The organism is Martelella sp. AMO21009, from assembly GCF_053484295.1.
Genome location: NZ_JBAKFR010000013.1, coordinates 27,736 through 43,771, shown reverse-complemented (window position 1 = coordinate 43,771; position 16,036 = coordinate 27,736). Strand labels below are relative to the sequence as shown.

The window sequence follows — 16,036 nt, the reverse complement described above, 5'->3', positions numbered from 1 at the left end:
GCGGTTTAGACGGATATTGTGATCCAAAATGAAGCGAGAGTGAAGGCATTTCGGCGCGAACGCATATCAGACTTTGGTGAGGCGGCGGGTTTTCCGCCACCGGTCCGCGGGTGAAGCGCCCCATTCTGGCGAGCAAAAACCCGGCGCGAGGGCCGGGTTTTCGGTATTTATCGCAAAAGGCGTCGGCCTCAGGCGGCCATGGCCTTCTGGAGGTTTTCGTCGATCTTGTCGAGGAACGCCGTGGTGGAGAGCCAGGGCTGGTCGGGGCCGATCAAGAGCGCTAGGTCCTTGGTCATGTGGCCGCTTTCGACGGTGTCGACGCAGACCTTTTCCAGCGTTTCGGCGAAGTGGATCAGGTCCTGGTTGTCGTCGAGCTTGCCGCGATGGGCGAGGCCGCGCGTCCAGGCGAAGATCGACGCGATCGAGTTGGTCGAGGTTTCCTGGCCCTTCTGGTGCTGGCGGTAGTGGCGGGTCACCGTGCCGTGGGCGGCTTCGGCTTCCACCGTCTTGCCGTCCGGCGTCATCAGAACCGAGGTCATCAGGCCGAGCGAGCCGAAGCCTTGGGCGACGATGTCGGACTGGACGTCGCCGTCATAGTTCTTGCAGGCCCAGACATAGCCGCCGGACCACTTCAGGGCGGCCGCGACCATGTCGTCGATCAGGCGATGCTCGTACCAGATCTTCTTCTTTTCGTATTCGGCCTTGAACTCGTTCTCGTAGACTTCCTGGAACAGGTCCTTGAAGCGGCCGTCATAGGCCTTGAGGATGGTGTTCTTGGTGGAAAGGTAGCAGGGCACGCCGCGCATCAGGGCGTAGTTCAGCGAGGCGCGGGCGAAGTCGCGGATCGAATCGTCGAGATTGTACATCGCCATGGCAACGCCGGAGGAGGGGGCGTCGAACACTTCGTGCTCGATTTCCTTGCCGTCCTCGCCGACGAACTTGATCGAAAGCTTGCCCTTGCCGGGGAACTTGAAGTCGGTCGCGCGATACTGGTCGCCGAAAGCGTGACGGCCGACGATGATCGGCTGGGTCCAGCCCGGCACCAGGCGCGGCACGTTCTGCATGATGATCGGCTCGCGGAAGATCACGCCGCCGAGAATGTTGCGGATCGTGCCGTTCGGCGAACGCCACATCTTCTTCAGGCCGAATTCCTCGACGCGGGCTTCATCGGGCGTGATGGTCGCGCATTTGATGCCCACGCCGTGCTTCTTGATGGCGTTGGCGGCATCGACGGTGACCTGGTCGTCGGTGGCATCGCGGTTCTGGACCGACAGGTCGTAATATTCGATCGGCAGGTCGAGATAGGGCAGGATCAGCTTGTCCTTGATGAACTGCCAGATGATGCGCGTCATTTCATCGCCGTCGAGATCGACAACCGGGTTAGCCACCTTGATCTTCGTCATGCTTCTTCCTCGTCTGCAGGGCCTGAAGGCCCGTGTTTTAACGTTTCCCGAGGGCTATAGCATCGCGGTCGCGGGGAAAAAAGGCATGGCGCGTCGAAACTTTGCGAAAAGTGCGTATGGGCAGGCTCCGCCTCTGGATTGGCGGTGTAACAAGTGTTATAGATGTAACTATTGTTATGAGGGCTCCTTCGCGTGATGAAGCGCCCGCATTCCTGCAGCAAGGGAAGGTGACATGACCGATTTGAGCGAAGCCGAGCAGGCGCTGCTAGCGCTGATCCGGGAGAACCCGTTTGCCGGTCAGCAGCAGATGGCCGACCAACTCGGCCTGTCGCGTTCCGCCGTGGCAGCCCATGTCGTGCGGCTGACCGAGAAGGGCCATATCCTCGGGCGGGGCTATCTGCTGCCGCAAGAGGGGCGGGTGGCGGTGGTCGGCGGGGCGGTGATCGACCGTAAATACCTCGCCCGCGCGCCGCTGATCGCCGGCACTTCCAACCCGGTTGAGGGCATGCGCAGCTTCGGCGGCGTCGCCCGCAATGTCGCCGAAAATCTGGCAGCGCTCGGCGCCGGCGTCAGCTTCGTCTCCGCTGTCGGCGCGGATGAAAGCGGGCGCGATCTCGCCCGCCATCTCGGCGCTCGCGGCATCGATGTCGCCAATCTCTTTCAGTTGCCGGATGAGCGGACGGCGGAGTATGCGGCCATTCTCGAGCCCGGCGGCGACCTTGCCTATGGCATTGCCGACATGGCGATCTTCGACCGCATGACGCCGGAGCTTCTCGCCAACGCCGCGCCATCGCTCGCCGCCGCAAGGCTCGTCTTCGCCGATTGTAATCTGCCGGCCGCGACCCTTGCCGCGCTGATCGAGCAAAGGCGCGCCGGACGGTTCGAGCTGGCGATCGACGCGGTGTCGACGCCGAAAGTGATGAAGCTGCCAAGGGATCTTTCCGGCATCGACCTGCTGTTTCTGAATCTGGACGAGGCTTCCGCCTATCTCGGATCAACTTATTCCAAAGATATCAATGGTATGAAGAAGGCTGCGAACGCGCTGATCGAAGCCGGTGCGTCCGCGGTCATTCTCACATCCGGCACGCTCGGCGCCGTGGTTGCCAATGGCGGCGGGGCGACCCTTGTGCCGGTGGTCGAAGCCCGGCCCGTCGATATGACCGGGGCCGGCGATGCGATGATTGCCGGAACCCTGCACCATTACCTGCACAGCGACGCGCTGCACGAGGCCGTGCGGCGCGGCGCGCTGATCGCGGCGCTGACGACCGAGAGCGCCGCGAGCGTTCATCCGCAAATGTCCCCACACTTTGTCGAGGCCAATCTTCACCGCCTCGCACCATTCGAAGGAGAAGCACGTGTCTGACATCGAAATCGTCCTCGGCACGGAGGTCAGGGGAGCGCTGGCGCAGGGCAAGCCCGTCGTGGCGCTGGAATCGACCATCATCACCCACGGCATGCCCTATCCCGCCAATCTCGAAACCGCGCTCGGTGTTGAAGCCGTGGTCAGGGAAAACGGCGCGGTGCCGGCGACCATCGCCGTGATCGACGGCAGGCTGCATGCCGGCCTCGACCGCGACGTCATCGAGCGGCTCGCGAAGGTCGAGGACGGCGTGGTCAAGGCGTCCGGCCGCGACCTCGCGGTGGCGATCGTCAAGCGCCAGACGGCGGGCACCACGGTCTCCGCGACCATGAAGATCGCAGAACTGGCCGGCATACCGATCTTCGCCACTGGCGGCGTCGGCGGCGTGCATCGCGGCGCGGAGCAGACCTTCGATATCTCCGCCGATCTGACCGAGCTTGGCCGCACGCCGGTGACGGTGATCTGCGCAGGAGTCAAATCGATCCTCGATATTGCGAAGACGCTGGAATATCTCGAAACCCAGCGCGTGCCGGTTATCGCCTATCGCAGCGATGACTTTCCCGCCTTCTTCACCCGCTCCAGCGGCTTCAAGGCCGACCACCGGCTGGACAGCGCCGAGGAGATCGCCGCCGCCATGATCGCCCATGACGGGCTCTCCACCGGAACCGGCATGCTGATCGCCAATCCGGTGCCCGAAGCCGATGCGCTGACGCCGGAATTCATCGACGGCACCATCGACGACGCGGTGCGCGAGGCCGATGAGCGGGGCATTGCCCGCAAGGAACTGACGCCCTTCCTGCTGGCGCGGATCAACGAGCTGTCGGAAGGCCGCAGCCTGAAGGCAAACATCGCGCTGGTGAAGAACAATGCCGCGCTTGCCGCACGGATCGCGGTCGCAAGGGTTGCAGCGCCGCCTGAAGGCGGATTGCGTTTCGCGCCCGCCTCGTTACTCTCCGTTGCAAAATCGCAGAACCCGAGGAGACCGCGATGACCGAGACCTTTCCCGCGCTGCTGATCCGCGACAAGGACCATCCCGCAGCCGAGATGACGGAGCTGACCCGCGACGACCTGCCCGCCCTGCCGGTGCTGGTGCGGGTCGATTATTCCAGCCTGAACTACAAGGACGGGCTTGCGGTCACGGGCAAGGGGCGGATCGCGCGGCGCTTTCCGATGGTGCCGGGCATCGATGTCGCCGGCACGGTGGTCGAATCGGCAAGCGATGCCTTTCAGCCCGGCGACCGCGTGATTGCCACCGGCTCCGGCCTTTCGGAGACGGAGTGGGGCGCTTTCTCGGCCTATCAGCGGCTGAAGCCGGAATGGCTGATGAAGCAGCCGGACGGCTTCGACCAGCGTCAGGCGATGGCGATCGGCACGGCGGGCGTGACGGCGGCGCTCTGCGTCAACCAGCTTCTCGCCTGGGGCAATCTTTCAGAAAATGGCGGCAGCGTGCTGGTCACGGGGGCGGCCGGCGGCGTCGGTTCCTATGCGGTGGCGCTGCTTTCAGCGCTCGGCTTTCACGTGACCGCTTCCACAGGCCGGCCGGAGACCCATGACTATCTGCGCCGGCTCGGCGCGAAGGACTTCATCGACCGCAAGACGCTTTCGGAAGCCGGCAGGCCGTTGCAGGAGGAGCGCTGGATGGGCGCCGTCGACAGCGTCGGCTCGACCACGCTTGCCAATGTTCTGGCGCAGACGGTGCGCGACGGCGCGGTTGCCGCCTGTGGCCTTGCCGGCGGGCCCGATCTTCCCGCAACCGTGATGCCGCACATATTGCGCGCGGTCACGCTGATCGGCGTCGATTCCGTGTTCGCCCCGCCAAAGCGCCGCGAGGCCGCATGGCGGCTGTTGCAGAACAATCTGACGCCGGAGCATATCGACCTCGTCACCGCCGGCGAAATCGATCTTAAGGGCCTGCCCCAGGCCGCCGAAGATATTCTGGCCGGCAAGGTGCGCGGCCGGCTGATCGTGAAGGTGGCTTAGCGCTGCCTATCGCCGCCGTGCCTCCAACCACCGCGTTCCCTGAAGCGCAAGCAGGATCACCGCCACGCCGATGAAAATACGCGGTGGGGGCACCTCGGCGAAGAAGAAGAAACCGGCGGCGGCGGAGAAGAACACCGAGAGGTAGCCGAAGGGGGCGAGCACGCTTGCGTCGCTCTTCTGATAGGCTTTCAGCCAGCAATATTGTCCGGCCTGCGCCAATAGCCCGATCAGCGCCAGCACCGGCCAGTGGGCGAGCGGCACGGGCTGCCACAGCATGAGGGCGGGGATGCCTGTCAGCAGCGCGAGGCCGACGGTGTAGAATACCATCATCACGATCGTGCTTTCGTCCTTCAGCCGCCGGGTCTGGATCGTCGCCATCGCGCCGAAGACGATGCTGGCAAGCACCACCAGCAGGCCGGGATGAAACGCCATTTCGCCGGGCGCGACGATGATCAGCGCGCCGCCAAAGGCGAGGCCTGCGCCGAGCCAGCGGAGGCGGCTGACCTTTTCGCCAAGCAGCAGGGCGGCAAGGCCCATGGTCACCAGCGGCCGGGTGAAGCCGAGCGCGTTCACCAGCACGAGCGGCAGCATGGCGAAGGCGAGGAAGTTCGAGGTCAGCGCGATCGCGTTGCAGGAGACGCGAAAGGCATTGCGCAGCGGATAGCGGATGTTCATCAGCGCCGCGCGATTGCGGACGATCATCGGCAGGATGAAGACGAGGCCGATCAGGGCGCGGATGAAGACGAGCTGGATCGCCGGATAGGCGACGCTGTTGGCCTTCACCAATACGCTCATGAAGGTCACCAGCGTCATGTCGGCCAAGAGCCATGCGACGCCCTGGCCCGCCGCGTTCTTATCCTCGGTCGGCGGTGCCGCTGGCTCGGCGCTCACGGGATCATGCCGGCTGAACGAGGTTCGCCATCAGCCGGAAGGCGCCGGGGGTGAGGCGGTCCATCTGGTGGTGGAGCACGAGGCTCGTATGGGTGTGCCGGCCCTTGCCGATGACGGCGGAGACGAGCGCGCCGGTGAGCGGCTTTTCGTCGGCATCATGCATGGCGAGCAGCGGCTCGTAGGCGTCGTCCCATTCGGAAGCGAAATAGAGCCCGCGCTCCTTGTGCCAGCCGGCCCAGTCTTCCGGTCCAATGACGTTCGGGCTGGCGAGAAGCGTGTGGCCGGGCGACAGCACCTCGACCTCGGCCTCCGGATTGGTGACGCGCCAGCGCAGCGATGGTGATCCGATCTTCAGATAGCGCGGCGGGGTCGTCTCCGGGTTCCAGCCGTCGGAGGGACGGTGGTAGAGGGTGACGAGGTGGCCGCCGTCTTCGACGAAGCGGTGAAGCTTCTTCGTGGCCGCCGCAAGGTCCGGTCGCGTGCCGAAGGCGAAGATGCCGATCACGATCGTGGTGAAGGCCGAGAGATCGCCGGAAAGGGCGTTGGCGTCGAGTTCGGTGACGTCGAGCCCCATGCGTTGCAGCCAGACGCCGACATTGTCCGCGCCGCCGCCGACATAGCCGACCTTCGCGCCTTCCGGGAGCTCGAGATCGAGGGTCAGAACGTTCAGCAGCTCCGGCCGGACGAAGCGGTTGCGGCCGATATGGGGATAGCTGAAGGTGGTGATATTGGCCGCCGGCTTGCCGTCGATCTCGGGCATCATGACGGTGAGGCCGGCGGAGGGACTGGAGGGTATTTTAATCTTGAAGCTTTCACCTTCGCCGGTGACCTCGAAACCGTTAACGCTCTTGAAGTGAAGTGGCAGGTCGGTGTCAGCGGTAAATGAAAGTTCCGACGGAAGCTTTTGAAGTGGAACGATAAATGCGGCTGGTTTCAACGTTACGGAATGGGCAGGCGCAAGCGGAAGGGCGGCTTCTAGGTCGAAGCTGCACGTCACTTCGCGTCCGGCGATGCCGGCCGAAAGCGTCACCGAAACCGGGCCGTTGCCGCCAAGCGAGGACCAGAGCGGTGGGTACTGGTTGGAAAGCGGTGCGTCGGCATCTGCGGCAAGCGTGAAGCGGTGGATGCCATCGGCCACGGTGGCGTCGGCGACGCGGACGCCCTCCGGCAGGCTCGGCGTCACGGTGGCGTCCGCGCCCTCGGCGAGCACGACCGTCAGCGTCGCGGTTCCGCCGGGCGTCAGATAGTCGACCTCGCCATAGGCCCGCTCGAAGATCTGCGCGCTCTCGAACAGGGCCGCCTCGATCTCGGCACGCTTACGGGCGAGACGGTGGCCATGGAGGGTGCGGAAAGTCTCGTCGGCGGCAGCTTCCGCCGCCTCGATCCGATCCGCCGCCTCGGCAAGGCACTGCTGCACGGCATCGGCATTCGGGAAGGCGGCCAGCGCCGCGGCTATCACCTCATCGACGACGGCCAGCGCCGCGCCGAGCGCGCCTTCGGGGGTGAGAGCCTCAAGCGTCGACGGCAGGCCGTCGAGGATCGTGGCCTCCGGCATGCCGGCCTTGTCGCCGCGCAGCAAATGGAGCTGCCAGACATGGTCCGGGCGTTCCGGCCACCAGCCCATGCCCTGCGACGCGTGGTAATAGCGCGACCATTCGCCGATGCGGTCGTAATCGGCGCCGGTGACCGGGTCCTTGTCCTGGACCTCAATGGTCAGCGTTGCGGGGGGCGGGGGCAGGTCGTCATCATAGGTCCCGCCGCCGCCGGACCATGCCGGCAGGTAGTATTTCGCAACCCGCCAGGGTTTCAGGCCCTCGGCGAAATGCTCCGGGTAGGCGGTCTCGTCGGCGGCAAGCCGGATCGCGGTTTCGGCGGCCCGCGTCATGGCGCGGTGGTGGCCGTGCTGGCCCGGCACGTCGAGAAAGGTCGGGATCACGATATCGGGCCGCTCCGCGCGGTAGGCGCGCACCAGCCGCTCAACGATCAGGTCCTCGCCCCAGCGGGCGAAGGTGGCATCGCCATCCTTGGAGAAACCGAAATCGTGAACCGGGTCATCCGGGCCGTGGCCAAGCCAGTGGATATCCGCATCGAGCGCGCGGGCGGCCTCTTCCAGTTCGCGGGTTCTGAGCACGCCGAGCGCGCCGAGCCGTTCGGGACCCAGCACGTTCTGCCCGCCTTCGCCGCGCGTGGAACACGCGATGATCACCCGCATGCCGAGGCCGAGGCTCAACCAGGCGAGCATGCCGGACTGTTCGTCATCGGGGTGGGCGCCGGTGTTCATCATCGTCACCGGCGAGGTCAGCCGCGTCAGCGCCCGGTAGAGACGCACATGGGCGGAAGACGACATTTCCTGTTCGATGCGCTGGCGCGGCGTAAGCATGCTGTTCCCCGTGATTGTTTCAGGCCACCTGTTGGTCAGATGGCGATGTTTCCAGTTTCGGTGTCAGGATTTCGAAAAGCGGCAGGGCGGCAGCACCCAGCGCGGCCGTGTACTGACCTGTCTGGCCGCGCATCACCCGCGGCTCTTTACGCCCGGCGCGGGCGGCGACGGAAGGCGGAAGCGGCGGTAACCGGGCGATCACCGCATCCATGACGCTGTCGGAAAACGCGCCGCTGAAGATGATCGTTTCCGGGTCGAAGATGTTTTCGAGCAAACCGATGACGGTGGAGAGGTGGGCAGCCGCCTCGTTGATCCACTCTTCAACCACTTTGTCACCGGATTCAAAAAGTTCTTCTATTTCAGATATCTGCGGTCGTTCTTTGCCGTAGTAGTCGAATTTTTCATGAAGCGCGTGAAGCGAGGCGTAGCGCTCCAGGCAACCGCGCTGGCCGCAGGGGCAGAGCCTTCCGGACGGCACCACCGGCACATGGCCGATCTCGCCGGCATTGCCGAAAGCGCCGCGATAGGGCGCGCCGTCCTGGATCATGCCAAGGCCGATGCCGGTGCCGAAATAGAGCATGCAGAAATGCGAGATCGCATGGCCCGCGCCGAACAGCCGTTCGGCAACGGCGGCGGCGGCGGCATCGTTTTCCAGCGCCACGTCCATGCCGCAGGCCTCGCTCAGCGCGGCCTTCACGTCGATACCGCTCCAGCCGGGCAGCGTGGTGGGGCCGACGAAGCTCATGCCCTCGATGCCGAATGGTCCGGGCATCACCACGCCGACGCCGAGCAGAGGCGAATCGAAGGCGCTGCGCGCGCGCTCGACCTCGTGGGCGAATACCGGCAGGCAGCGTTCCGGCGTGGTGTCGGAAAGCGCAACGATCCGCTTGTAGCGTAGCACGCCGGTCAGATCGAGCACGGTCACGACCATCTGGTCGGTGGCGATCTCGACGCCGATCGTGGCGGCCCCTTCCGGATTGACGGCGAACTGGATCGGCGGCTGGCCGCGGCCGGAACGGCGCCTGCCGGTGCTGATCAGCAGGCCGGAGCCGACAAGGTCGTCGACGATGTTGGCGACGGCCTGGGCGGTAAGTTGGGTCTGGCGCGCGATCTCCATGCGGCCGAGCATCCCATGCTGGCGCACGAGGTCGAGCACGACCCGGCGATTGTGCTCCCTGTTGCGTTCCGGATTGTTGCCGATGGCGAACTGCCCGCGCGACTTCTCGTTCATTTCATTCCGCTTTCTGATGTCGTCAGTCTGATCTGCGCCGTTTCTAACGTCAATATATTAATTCAATTAGATTATGTTATTGACAAAACCGCGATGTCACGCGACCGTAATGACGAGGCGTCGGGATTGCGGCGTCCCCGGCGCGCCGTAACAGCGGGCGCCGGCAGGGATAAACAATGGCCGCCACCGAGAGGGATGACGGCTTTTCGGGAACAAAAGCCCAGAGGGCCGTGGCGGCCGTCATGGGAAGTGGAGAGAATTATGCGCAAGGCAGTTTTGCTCGCCGGACTGATGTCCGGCATCAGCCTCTATTCCGTCGCCCCGGCGAATGCGGTCGAGATCGAGTACTGGCAGTATATCTATGAGACCCGCGTCAACGCGATGGATCAGCTGATTGAGAAGTTCGAGGAAGCCAATCCGGATATCACCGTCAAGCAGGTGACCTTTCCCTACGCCGATTACCAGACCCGCATCGTCGCCGCCAACATGGCCGGCAAGGGTCCGGACGTGATGCAGCTTTTCTACGGCTGGCTCGACAAGTTCGTGGCGGGCAACCTGTTGCAGCCTTTGCCGCAGGAAGCATTCCCGCATGACCAGATCGAGAGCGAGTTCTTTCCGATCGTGACGGCGATGAAGCGCGACGGCGAATATTACGGCCTGCCGACGGCGGTGCGTTCGCTGGCGCTGTTCTACAACAAGAAGCTTTTCGAAGAGGCCGGTCTCGATCCGGAAAACCCGCCGCAGACGCTGGATGAGCTCGTCGCCGCCGGGAAGGCCATCGCCAAGTTCGACGACGCCGGCAATATGGTGACCGAGGGCATGACGCTCGACATGGCCGGCCAGGACCATCAGTGGTGGCGCGAAGTGCTGGTGCGCCAGTTCGGCGGCGAGCCTTATGCCGATGATTATCGCAAGGTGACCTATGACAGCCCCGAAGGCACAGAGGCGCTGGAATTCTATACCAATCTGCAGCTCGTGGATAAGATCGGCCAGTCCGGCTTCATGGATGAAGGCCAGGCCGCTTTCCGCGCCGGCAAGGCGGGCATGACCATTGACGGCACCTTCCGTCTCGGCTCCTTCAGCCAGATCGAGGATTTCGACTGGGCCGTGACCGAACTGCCGGCCAATGCCGACGGCATGCGCTCCAACTATTCGAGCTATTTCGCAAACGGCATCGGCGCCAAGGTTGAGGGCGAGGAACTCGAGGCAGCGGAAAAATTCCTCACCTATCTGACCTCGCCCGAAGCCATGAGCATCTGGCTCGATGTGGTCGGCGAACTGCCGGCGCGCCGCGCGGTGGCGCTCACGGACGAGAACACCTCGAACCCGATCTACGGTCCGTTCCTCAAGGGCCTCGACTATGCCCACACCACGCTGTTCGTGGATGAGGCCGCCCAGCGCCAGGTTGCCATCGACATGGCCAACCGGGTGCTCCTGAACGGCCAGTCGCCCGCCGACAGCATCAAGGAAGCGGCCGAGGAAGAGCAGGCCATCATCGACGACGCGATGTAAGCCGGATCGAGCCAATGTCTCTTCAGGCGGAAAACACCAAAGGGGCGGCCGCCGGCCGCCCCGAAGGCGGCGGCTTTGCCGACCGTTTCTCCATGCACACTAAGCGCCTTGTCTGGGTCTGGACCTTCCTGGCGCTGCCCGTGCTGTTTTACAGCGTCATCCGGTTCTATCCGACGCTCGACGCCTTCCGGCTGTCGCTGACCGACTGGAACCTGATGCGTCCGCCGAAATTCATCGGCTTCGAGAATTATACCAAGCTCTTCGCCGATCCGGATTTCTGGCAGGTGTTCAAGAACACCTTCGCCTATCTGATCTTCGGTACGCCGATCTCGCTGGTGCTGTCCTTCACCATCGCCTTCTTTCTCGATCGCGTGCGCTTCGGTCACGGCCTCATCCGCGCGCTTTATTTCATGCCGTTTCTGACGACGGCGGCGGCCATGGCCTGGGTCTGGCGCTGGTTCTATCAGCCGGCTCCCATCGGCGTGATCAATGACGTGCTCGCTGCCTTCGGCCTGCCGCAGCAGCCCTTCCTGCGCTCCACCACCCAGGCGCTGCCCTCGATCATGGTAACGGCAATCTGGGCCGGCCTCGGTTTCCAGATCATCATCTTCATGGCGGGGCTTCGCGCCATTCCGACGACCTTTTACGAGGCCGCGCGGATCGACGGGCTCGGCGAATGGGCAATCCTGCGCAAGATCACGCTGCCGCTTTTGAAGCCGACCACCGTGTTTCTGGTCGTGCTGTCATCCATCGGTTTCCTGAGGATCTTCGACCAGGTCTACAACATGACCACGAATGATCCGGGCGGTCCGCTTGGCACCACCAAGCCGCTCGTGCTGATGATCTATCAGTCGGCGTTTTCGTCTTACCAGATGGGCTACGCTGCGGCGCAAACCGTGGTTCTCTTCCTCATTCTCCTCGTCATATCACTGCTGCAGCTCTGGATCCTGAGGGACAAGTCATGAGCGAACTTCGCCAACAGGACGCGGTCTCGCGTTACAAGCGCAAAGTGCGGCCGGGCAGGGTGCTGATGTGGACGCTGCTCTTCATCGGCGGCATCATCATGATCACGCCGCTGCTCTTCATGTTTTCCACCTCGCTGAAGCCCGCAAGCCAGGTCTATGACCTGCGGCTGATCCCGCAGGACCCGACATTTTCGAACTATGTGAAGGTGCTGACGACCACCGGCTTTGGCCGCTGGTTCTTCAACTCGCTGCTGATTGCCACCATCGTCACCTGCTCGAACGTGTTCTTCGACAGTCTTGTCGGCTATACGCTGGCGAAATTCCGCTTCCGCGGCCGCCGCTTCATCTTCCTCGCAATCCTCTCGACCCTGATGATCCCGACCGAAATGCTGGTGATCCCGTGGTATCTGATGTCGGCCAATTTCGGCTGGCTGGACAGCTATTGGGGCATCATGTTCCCCGGCATGATGACCGGGTTCGGCACCTTCCTGATGCGTCAGTTCTTCGAGGGCGTGCCGGATGATTTCATGGAAGCCGCCCGTATCGACGGCATGAACGAGTTCGTCATCTGGTGGAAGATCGCCATGCCGCTCGTCGCGCCCGCGCTTTCGGCGCTTGCGATCTTCACCTTCCTCGGCAACTGGACCGCTTTCTTCTGGCCGCTGATCGTCACCACCTCGAGCGAGCTCTACACGCTGCCCGTCGGCCTTTCGAGCTTTGCCGTCGAAGCCGCGATCCAGTGGGAGATGATCATGACCGGGGCAGCGCTTGCGACCATACCGACGCTTCTCGTTTTCCTCATCTTCCAGCGCTACATCGTGCGCGGCGTGATGCTGGCAGGCGTCAAGGGATAAGAAAATGCAGAACCCAGCCAACAACGACACCACGCAATTTCCCGATCCCGTGTATAAGGAAACGGTCCTCAAACCGCTGTTCGACGGTGCGAAGACGCATTTCGTCGATGGTTTTCGCGCCATCGATCGCGCCCATCTGGTGATGCTCGCCGAGACCGGCATTCTCACCGCCGAACAGGCCGGAAAGATTGCCGACGCGCTGGTCGCCATCGACGCCGAAGTCGATCCTTCGGCGCTTGAATATACCGGCGAGGTCGAGGACTTCTTCTTTCTGATCGAGAAGGAACTGAAAACCCGGCTCGGGCCTGATCTCGGCGGACGCCTGCACACTGCCCGCTCGCGCAACGATATCGACCACACGTTGTTCAAGCTCGGCCTGCGCCGCTATATCGACGTCGCGCTCGGCAAGGCGCTCGGCTTGCTCTCGGCGATGATCGATACGGCGGAGCGCGAGAAGGCGACGCTGATCGTTGCCTATACTCACGGCCAACCGGCGCAGCCGACCACCTTCGGTCATTATCTCGGCGCCGCCATCGAGGTGCTGTCGCGCGATATCGCGCGGCTTTTCGAGGCCCGCAGGACGGTCGATCTGTCGCCGATGGGCGCCGCCGCGATCACCACATCTGGGTTCCCGATCGACCGCCATATGATGTCGGAGCTGCTAGGGTTTTCGGCGCCGCTGCAGAATTCCTACAGCTGCATCGCCGCCGTCGACTATGTGACCGGCGTCTATTCGGCGCTCGAACTCATGTTTCTTCACCTCGGCCGGTTGATCCAGGATTTCCAGTTCTGGACCAGCTTCGAGGTCGGCCAGCTCTATGTGCCGAACGCGCTGGTACAGATATCCTCGATCATGCCGCAGAAGCGCAACCCGGTGCCGATCGAACATATGCGCCATCTCGCAAGCCAGACGGTCGGCCGGGCGCAGACGGTGCTGACGGTGATGCACAACACGCCGTTCACCGACATGAATGACAGCGAGGGCGAAACCCAGGCGATGGGCTATCAGGCCTTCGAGACAGGCTTCCGGGTGCTTGATCTGATGGCCAGCCTGATCTCCGCTGTCCGGATCAATGGCGAGCGGGTGGCGGCCAATCTTGACCGTTCCTGCATCACCATCACCGAGCTTGCGGATTCGCTGGTGCGGCGCGAGCAGCTCTCCTTCCGCCAGGCCCACGAGATTGCCGCCGACGTCGCCCGCGCCGTCGTTGCCGCCTCCGGCGCACTCGCAAGCGATGGCTATGCGCCGTTCCGCAAGGCCTTCGCCGCCCATGCCGGACGCGAGACCGCGCTGGATGAGGCCGCCTTCCGCGAGATCGTCTCGCCCGAATATTTTGTCAGCGTGCGCGCCCGTTACGGCGGGCCGGCGGAAGAGCCGCTCGGCAACGCCATTGCCGGCTACCGCCATACGCTCGTGAACTATCAGCAACAGGCCGACAAGCAGGCCGCCCGCCTTGCGGCGGCAAGCGCGGAGCTCGCTGCCCGCTTCGAACGGTTGAGGGGAAAAGCATAATGGCTTCAATCGCACTGGAAAAACTGGTTAAGCGTTACGACAAGGTCGAAGCGGTTCACGGCATCGATCTGGAAATCGCAGATGGGGAGTTCGTGGTGTTCGTCGGCCCGTCCGGCTGCGGCAAGTCGACGACCCTCCGCATGATCGCCGGGCTGGAGGAAATCTCCGGCGGCACGCTCCGGATCGGCGGCGACGTGGTCAATGAGCGCGCGCCAAAAGCCCGCAACATCGCGATGGTGTTCCAGAACTACGCCATCTATCCGCATCTGACGGTGCGCCAGAACATCGGCTTCGGCCTCTATACCGCGAAGCTTTCCAAGGAAGAGAAAAACGCCCGGATCGATGAGACGGCCCGGATCCTCGGCCTCACCGATTATCTCGAGCGTCGCCCGGCGGCGCTTTCCGGCGGACAGCGCCAGCGGGTCGCGATCGGCAGGGCGATGGTGCGCAATCCGTCAGCCTTCCTGTTCGACGAGCCCTTGTCTAACCTCGACGCCCAGCTCCGCGCCCAGATGCGCATCGAGATCAAGAAGCTGCACCAGGAGCTGAAAACCACCACCGTCTACGTCACCCACGACCAGATCGAGGCCATGACCATGGCCGACCGGATCGTGGTGATGAAGGACGGCAATATTCTGCAGACCGGCACGCCGGTGGAGCTTTACGAACATCCCGCCGACGTGTTCACCGCCCGTTTTATCGGCTCGCCGTCGATGAACATGCTGAAGGCCGGAAATCTCGGTGAACCCGGCGAGGCCATCGCGGAAGGCCGCGATGTGCTCGTCGGCATCCGCCCACATGATCTCGTCGCCGTCGTTGATGGCGAAGCGCCGCTCGACGCGATCCTGACGCTTCAAGGCAAGGTCGAGGCGGTCGAGCCGCTCGGGCCGGAAACCATGGTGCATCTCGTTGTCGGCGGCGAGAGCGTGATCGCCACCTCGCCGGGCACGGTGTCGCCGGCGGTCGGCGCGGCGGTCACATGCGCCGTCATGCCGGGAAAACTCTATCTGTTCGACGCCAAGACGGAAAAGAGCCTAGGCCGCAGATGACATCCGGACATGATGAAAGGTCGGCCGTCCTCTGCGTCGGCCGGATTTACTGCGACCTGATCTTTACCGGGCTTTCGCGCATGCCGGTGCTGGGGCGCGAGGTGTTCGCCGACGATCTGACGATTGCCGCCGGCGGCGGGGCCTTCATCTCGGCCGCGCATTTCGTCGATGTCGGCCGCCATGCAGCCCTTGTCGGACGCCTCGGCCGCGACGCGATGTCGATGGCGATCGATCCCCAGCTTCAAGACAGCGGCATCGACCTTTCCTTTGTGGAACGCGCCGATGATGCCGGGCCGCAGCTTACCGTCGCCTCGGTGATCGGGTCGGAACGCGCCTTTCTGACGCGAAGGGCGGGGGCGGCGGAGCCATCCACGCTTGATGCGGCTCTTGCTTGGCCGCGCGCCCGCCATTTGCACATCGCTGAATATGCGACGCTTGCGGAAATGCCGGATCTCGTCACCCGCGCCAAAGCCGCCGGCCTCACGGTCTCGCTCGATCCGAGCTGGGATGATGCGCTGATCGGTGATCCGTCATTGCTGGAAAATTGCCGGGGCGTGGACGTTTTTCTGCCGAACCTCGAGGAGGCCCGCGCGATCACCGGCGAGCGCGACCCGACCGCTATGCTGGACGTTCTGAAGGCACGCTTCCCCTGTGTCAGCATCAAGGCAGGGGAAGGGGGCGGCTATGCCGCTTCCGCCGAGCACGTCCTGCATCACCCGGCGGAAGCCGTCCCGGTCGTCGACACCACCGGCGCGGGCGATGCCTTCAACGCCGGTTTCGTCAATGGCTGGCTTTGCGGGGCGGAACTGCCCGCCGCCCTTGCCGCCGCGATCCGGGCCGGCAGCCGCGCCGTCCAGGTCGCCGGCGGCGCCGTGCGGCGAAAGGTCTGAGCCCTTTG

General features: G+C 63.9%; 13 protein-coding genes. 9 read left to right on the top strand and 4 right to left on the bottom strand.

Annotation, left to right across the window (positions count from 1 at the left end; translation table 11 throughout):
* Nucleotides 1-188: 188 nt before the first annotated feature.
* Complete coding sequence (locus V6766_RS14965; protein ID WP_448428374.1) at nucleotides 189-1,403, bottom strand: NADP-dependent isocitrate dehydrogenase; 1,215 nt, start codon at nucleotides 1,401-1,403, stop codon at nucleotides 189-191.
* Nucleotides 1,404-1,635: 232 nt separating this feature from the next.
* On the opposite strand from V6766_RS14965, the gene V6766_RS14960 reads away from it, so the two are divergent.
* The 3 genes from V6766_RS14960 to V6766_RS14950 are packed head-to-tail and all read left to right on the top strand — an operon-like array spanning nucleotide 1,636 to nucleotide 4,743.
* Nucleotides 1,636-2,766 (top strand): carbohydrate kinase, encoded by a 1,131-nt coding sequence (locus V6766_RS14960; protein WP_448467737.1) that lies wholly within the window; start codon nucleotides 1,636-1,638, stop codon nucleotides 2,764-2,766.
* Nucleotides 2,759-3,754, top strand: coding sequence for a pseudouridine-5'-phosphate glycosidase (locus tag V6766_RS14955; protein WP_448467735.1), 996 nt, complete (start codon nucleotides 2,759-2,761; stop codon nucleotides 3,752-3,754). The genes V6766_RS14960 and V6766_RS14955 overlap by 8 nt, the downstream gene beginning before the upstream one ends.
* Nucleotides 3,751-4,743, top strand: coding sequence for an MDR family oxidoreductase (locus tag V6766_RS14950; protein WP_448467733.1), 993 nt, complete (start codon nucleotides 3,751-3,753; stop codon nucleotides 4,741-4,743). Before V6766_RS14955 ends, V6766_RS14950 begins: the two co-directional genes overlap by 4 nt.
* A gap of 6 nt (nucleotides 4,744-4,749) precedes the next feature.
* Here V6766_RS14950 and V6766_RS14945 read toward each other — a convergent pair whose 3' ends face one another.
* From V6766_RS14945 to V6766_RS14935, 3 genes are read right to left on the bottom strand one after another with little or no spacing between them, the layout of a single operon-like run.
* Nucleotides 4,750-5,634: a DMT family transporter gene (locus tag V6766_RS14945; RefSeq protein ID WP_448467731.1), complete on the bottom strand. Its 885-nt coding sequence runs from the start codon at nucleotides 5,632-5,634 to the stop codon at nucleotides 4,750-4,752.
* 4 nt (nucleotides 5,635-5,638) lie between these two features.
* On the bottom strand, nucleotides 5,639-8,014 hold the full coding sequence (locus tag V6766_RS14940; protein ID WP_448467729.1) for a PIG-L family deacetylase: 2,376 nt from the start codon (nucleotides 8,012-8,014) through the stop codon (nucleotides 5,639-5,641).
* Between the two features lie 19 nt (nucleotides 8,015-8,033).
* Nucleotides 8,034-9,245 carry an ROK family protein gene (locus V6766_RS14935; RefSeq protein WP_448467727.1) on the bottom strand — a complete coding sequence of 404 codons (1,212 nt, stop codon included), beginning with the start codon at nucleotides 9,243-9,245 and terminating at the stop codon, nucleotides 8,034-8,036.
* A gap of 261 nt (nucleotides 9,246-9,506) precedes the next feature.
* Between V6766_RS14935 and V6766_RS14930 the strand changes: the two genes are divergently transcribed.
* From V6766_RS14930 to V6766_RS14905, 6 genes are read left to right on the top strand one after another with little or no spacing between them, the layout of a single operon-like run.
* Entirely contained in the window at nucleotides 9,507-10,757 is a 1,251-nt protein-coding gene (locus V6766_RS14930) for an extracellular solute-binding protein (RefSeq protein ID WP_448467725.1), read from the top strand.
* A 14-nt stretch (nucleotides 10,758-10,771) separates the two neighbouring features.
* Nucleotides 10,772-11,722, top strand: coding sequence for a carbohydrate ABC transporter permease (locus V6766_RS14925; RefSeq protein ID WP_448428389.1), 951 nt, complete (start codon nucleotides 10,772-10,774; stop codon nucleotides 11,720-11,722).
* Entirely contained in the window at nucleotides 11,719-12,576 is an 858-nt protein-coding gene (locus V6766_RS14920; protein WP_448467723.1) for a carbohydrate ABC transporter permease, read from the top strand. The genes V6766_RS14925 and V6766_RS14920 overlap by 4 nt, the downstream gene beginning before the upstream one ends.
* A 4-nt stretch (nucleotides 12,577-12,580) precedes the next feature.
* Nucleotides 12,581-14,089 carry an argininosuccinate lyase gene (argH, locus tag V6766_RS14915; protein ID WP_448467721.1) on the top strand — a complete coding sequence of 503 codons (1,509 nt, stop codon included), beginning with the start codon at nucleotides 12,581-12,583 and terminating at the stop codon, nucleotides 14,087-14,089.
* Nucleotides 14,089-15,138 (top strand): ABC transporter ATP-binding protein, encoded by a 1,050-nt coding sequence (locus tag V6766_RS14910; RefSeq protein WP_448467719.1) that lies wholly within the window; start codon nucleotides 14,089-14,091, stop codon nucleotides 15,136-15,138. Before argH ends, V6766_RS14910 begins: the two co-directional genes overlap by 1 nt.
* A complete protein-coding gene (locus tag V6766_RS14905) occupies nucleotides 15,135-16,028 on the top strand; it encodes a carbohydrate kinase family protein (protein WP_448467717.1) in 894 nt (297 codons plus the stop codon). Before V6766_RS14910 ends, V6766_RS14905 begins: the two co-directional genes overlap by 4 nt.
* The last annotated feature ends 8 nt before the right edge of the window (nucleotides 16,029-16,036 follow it).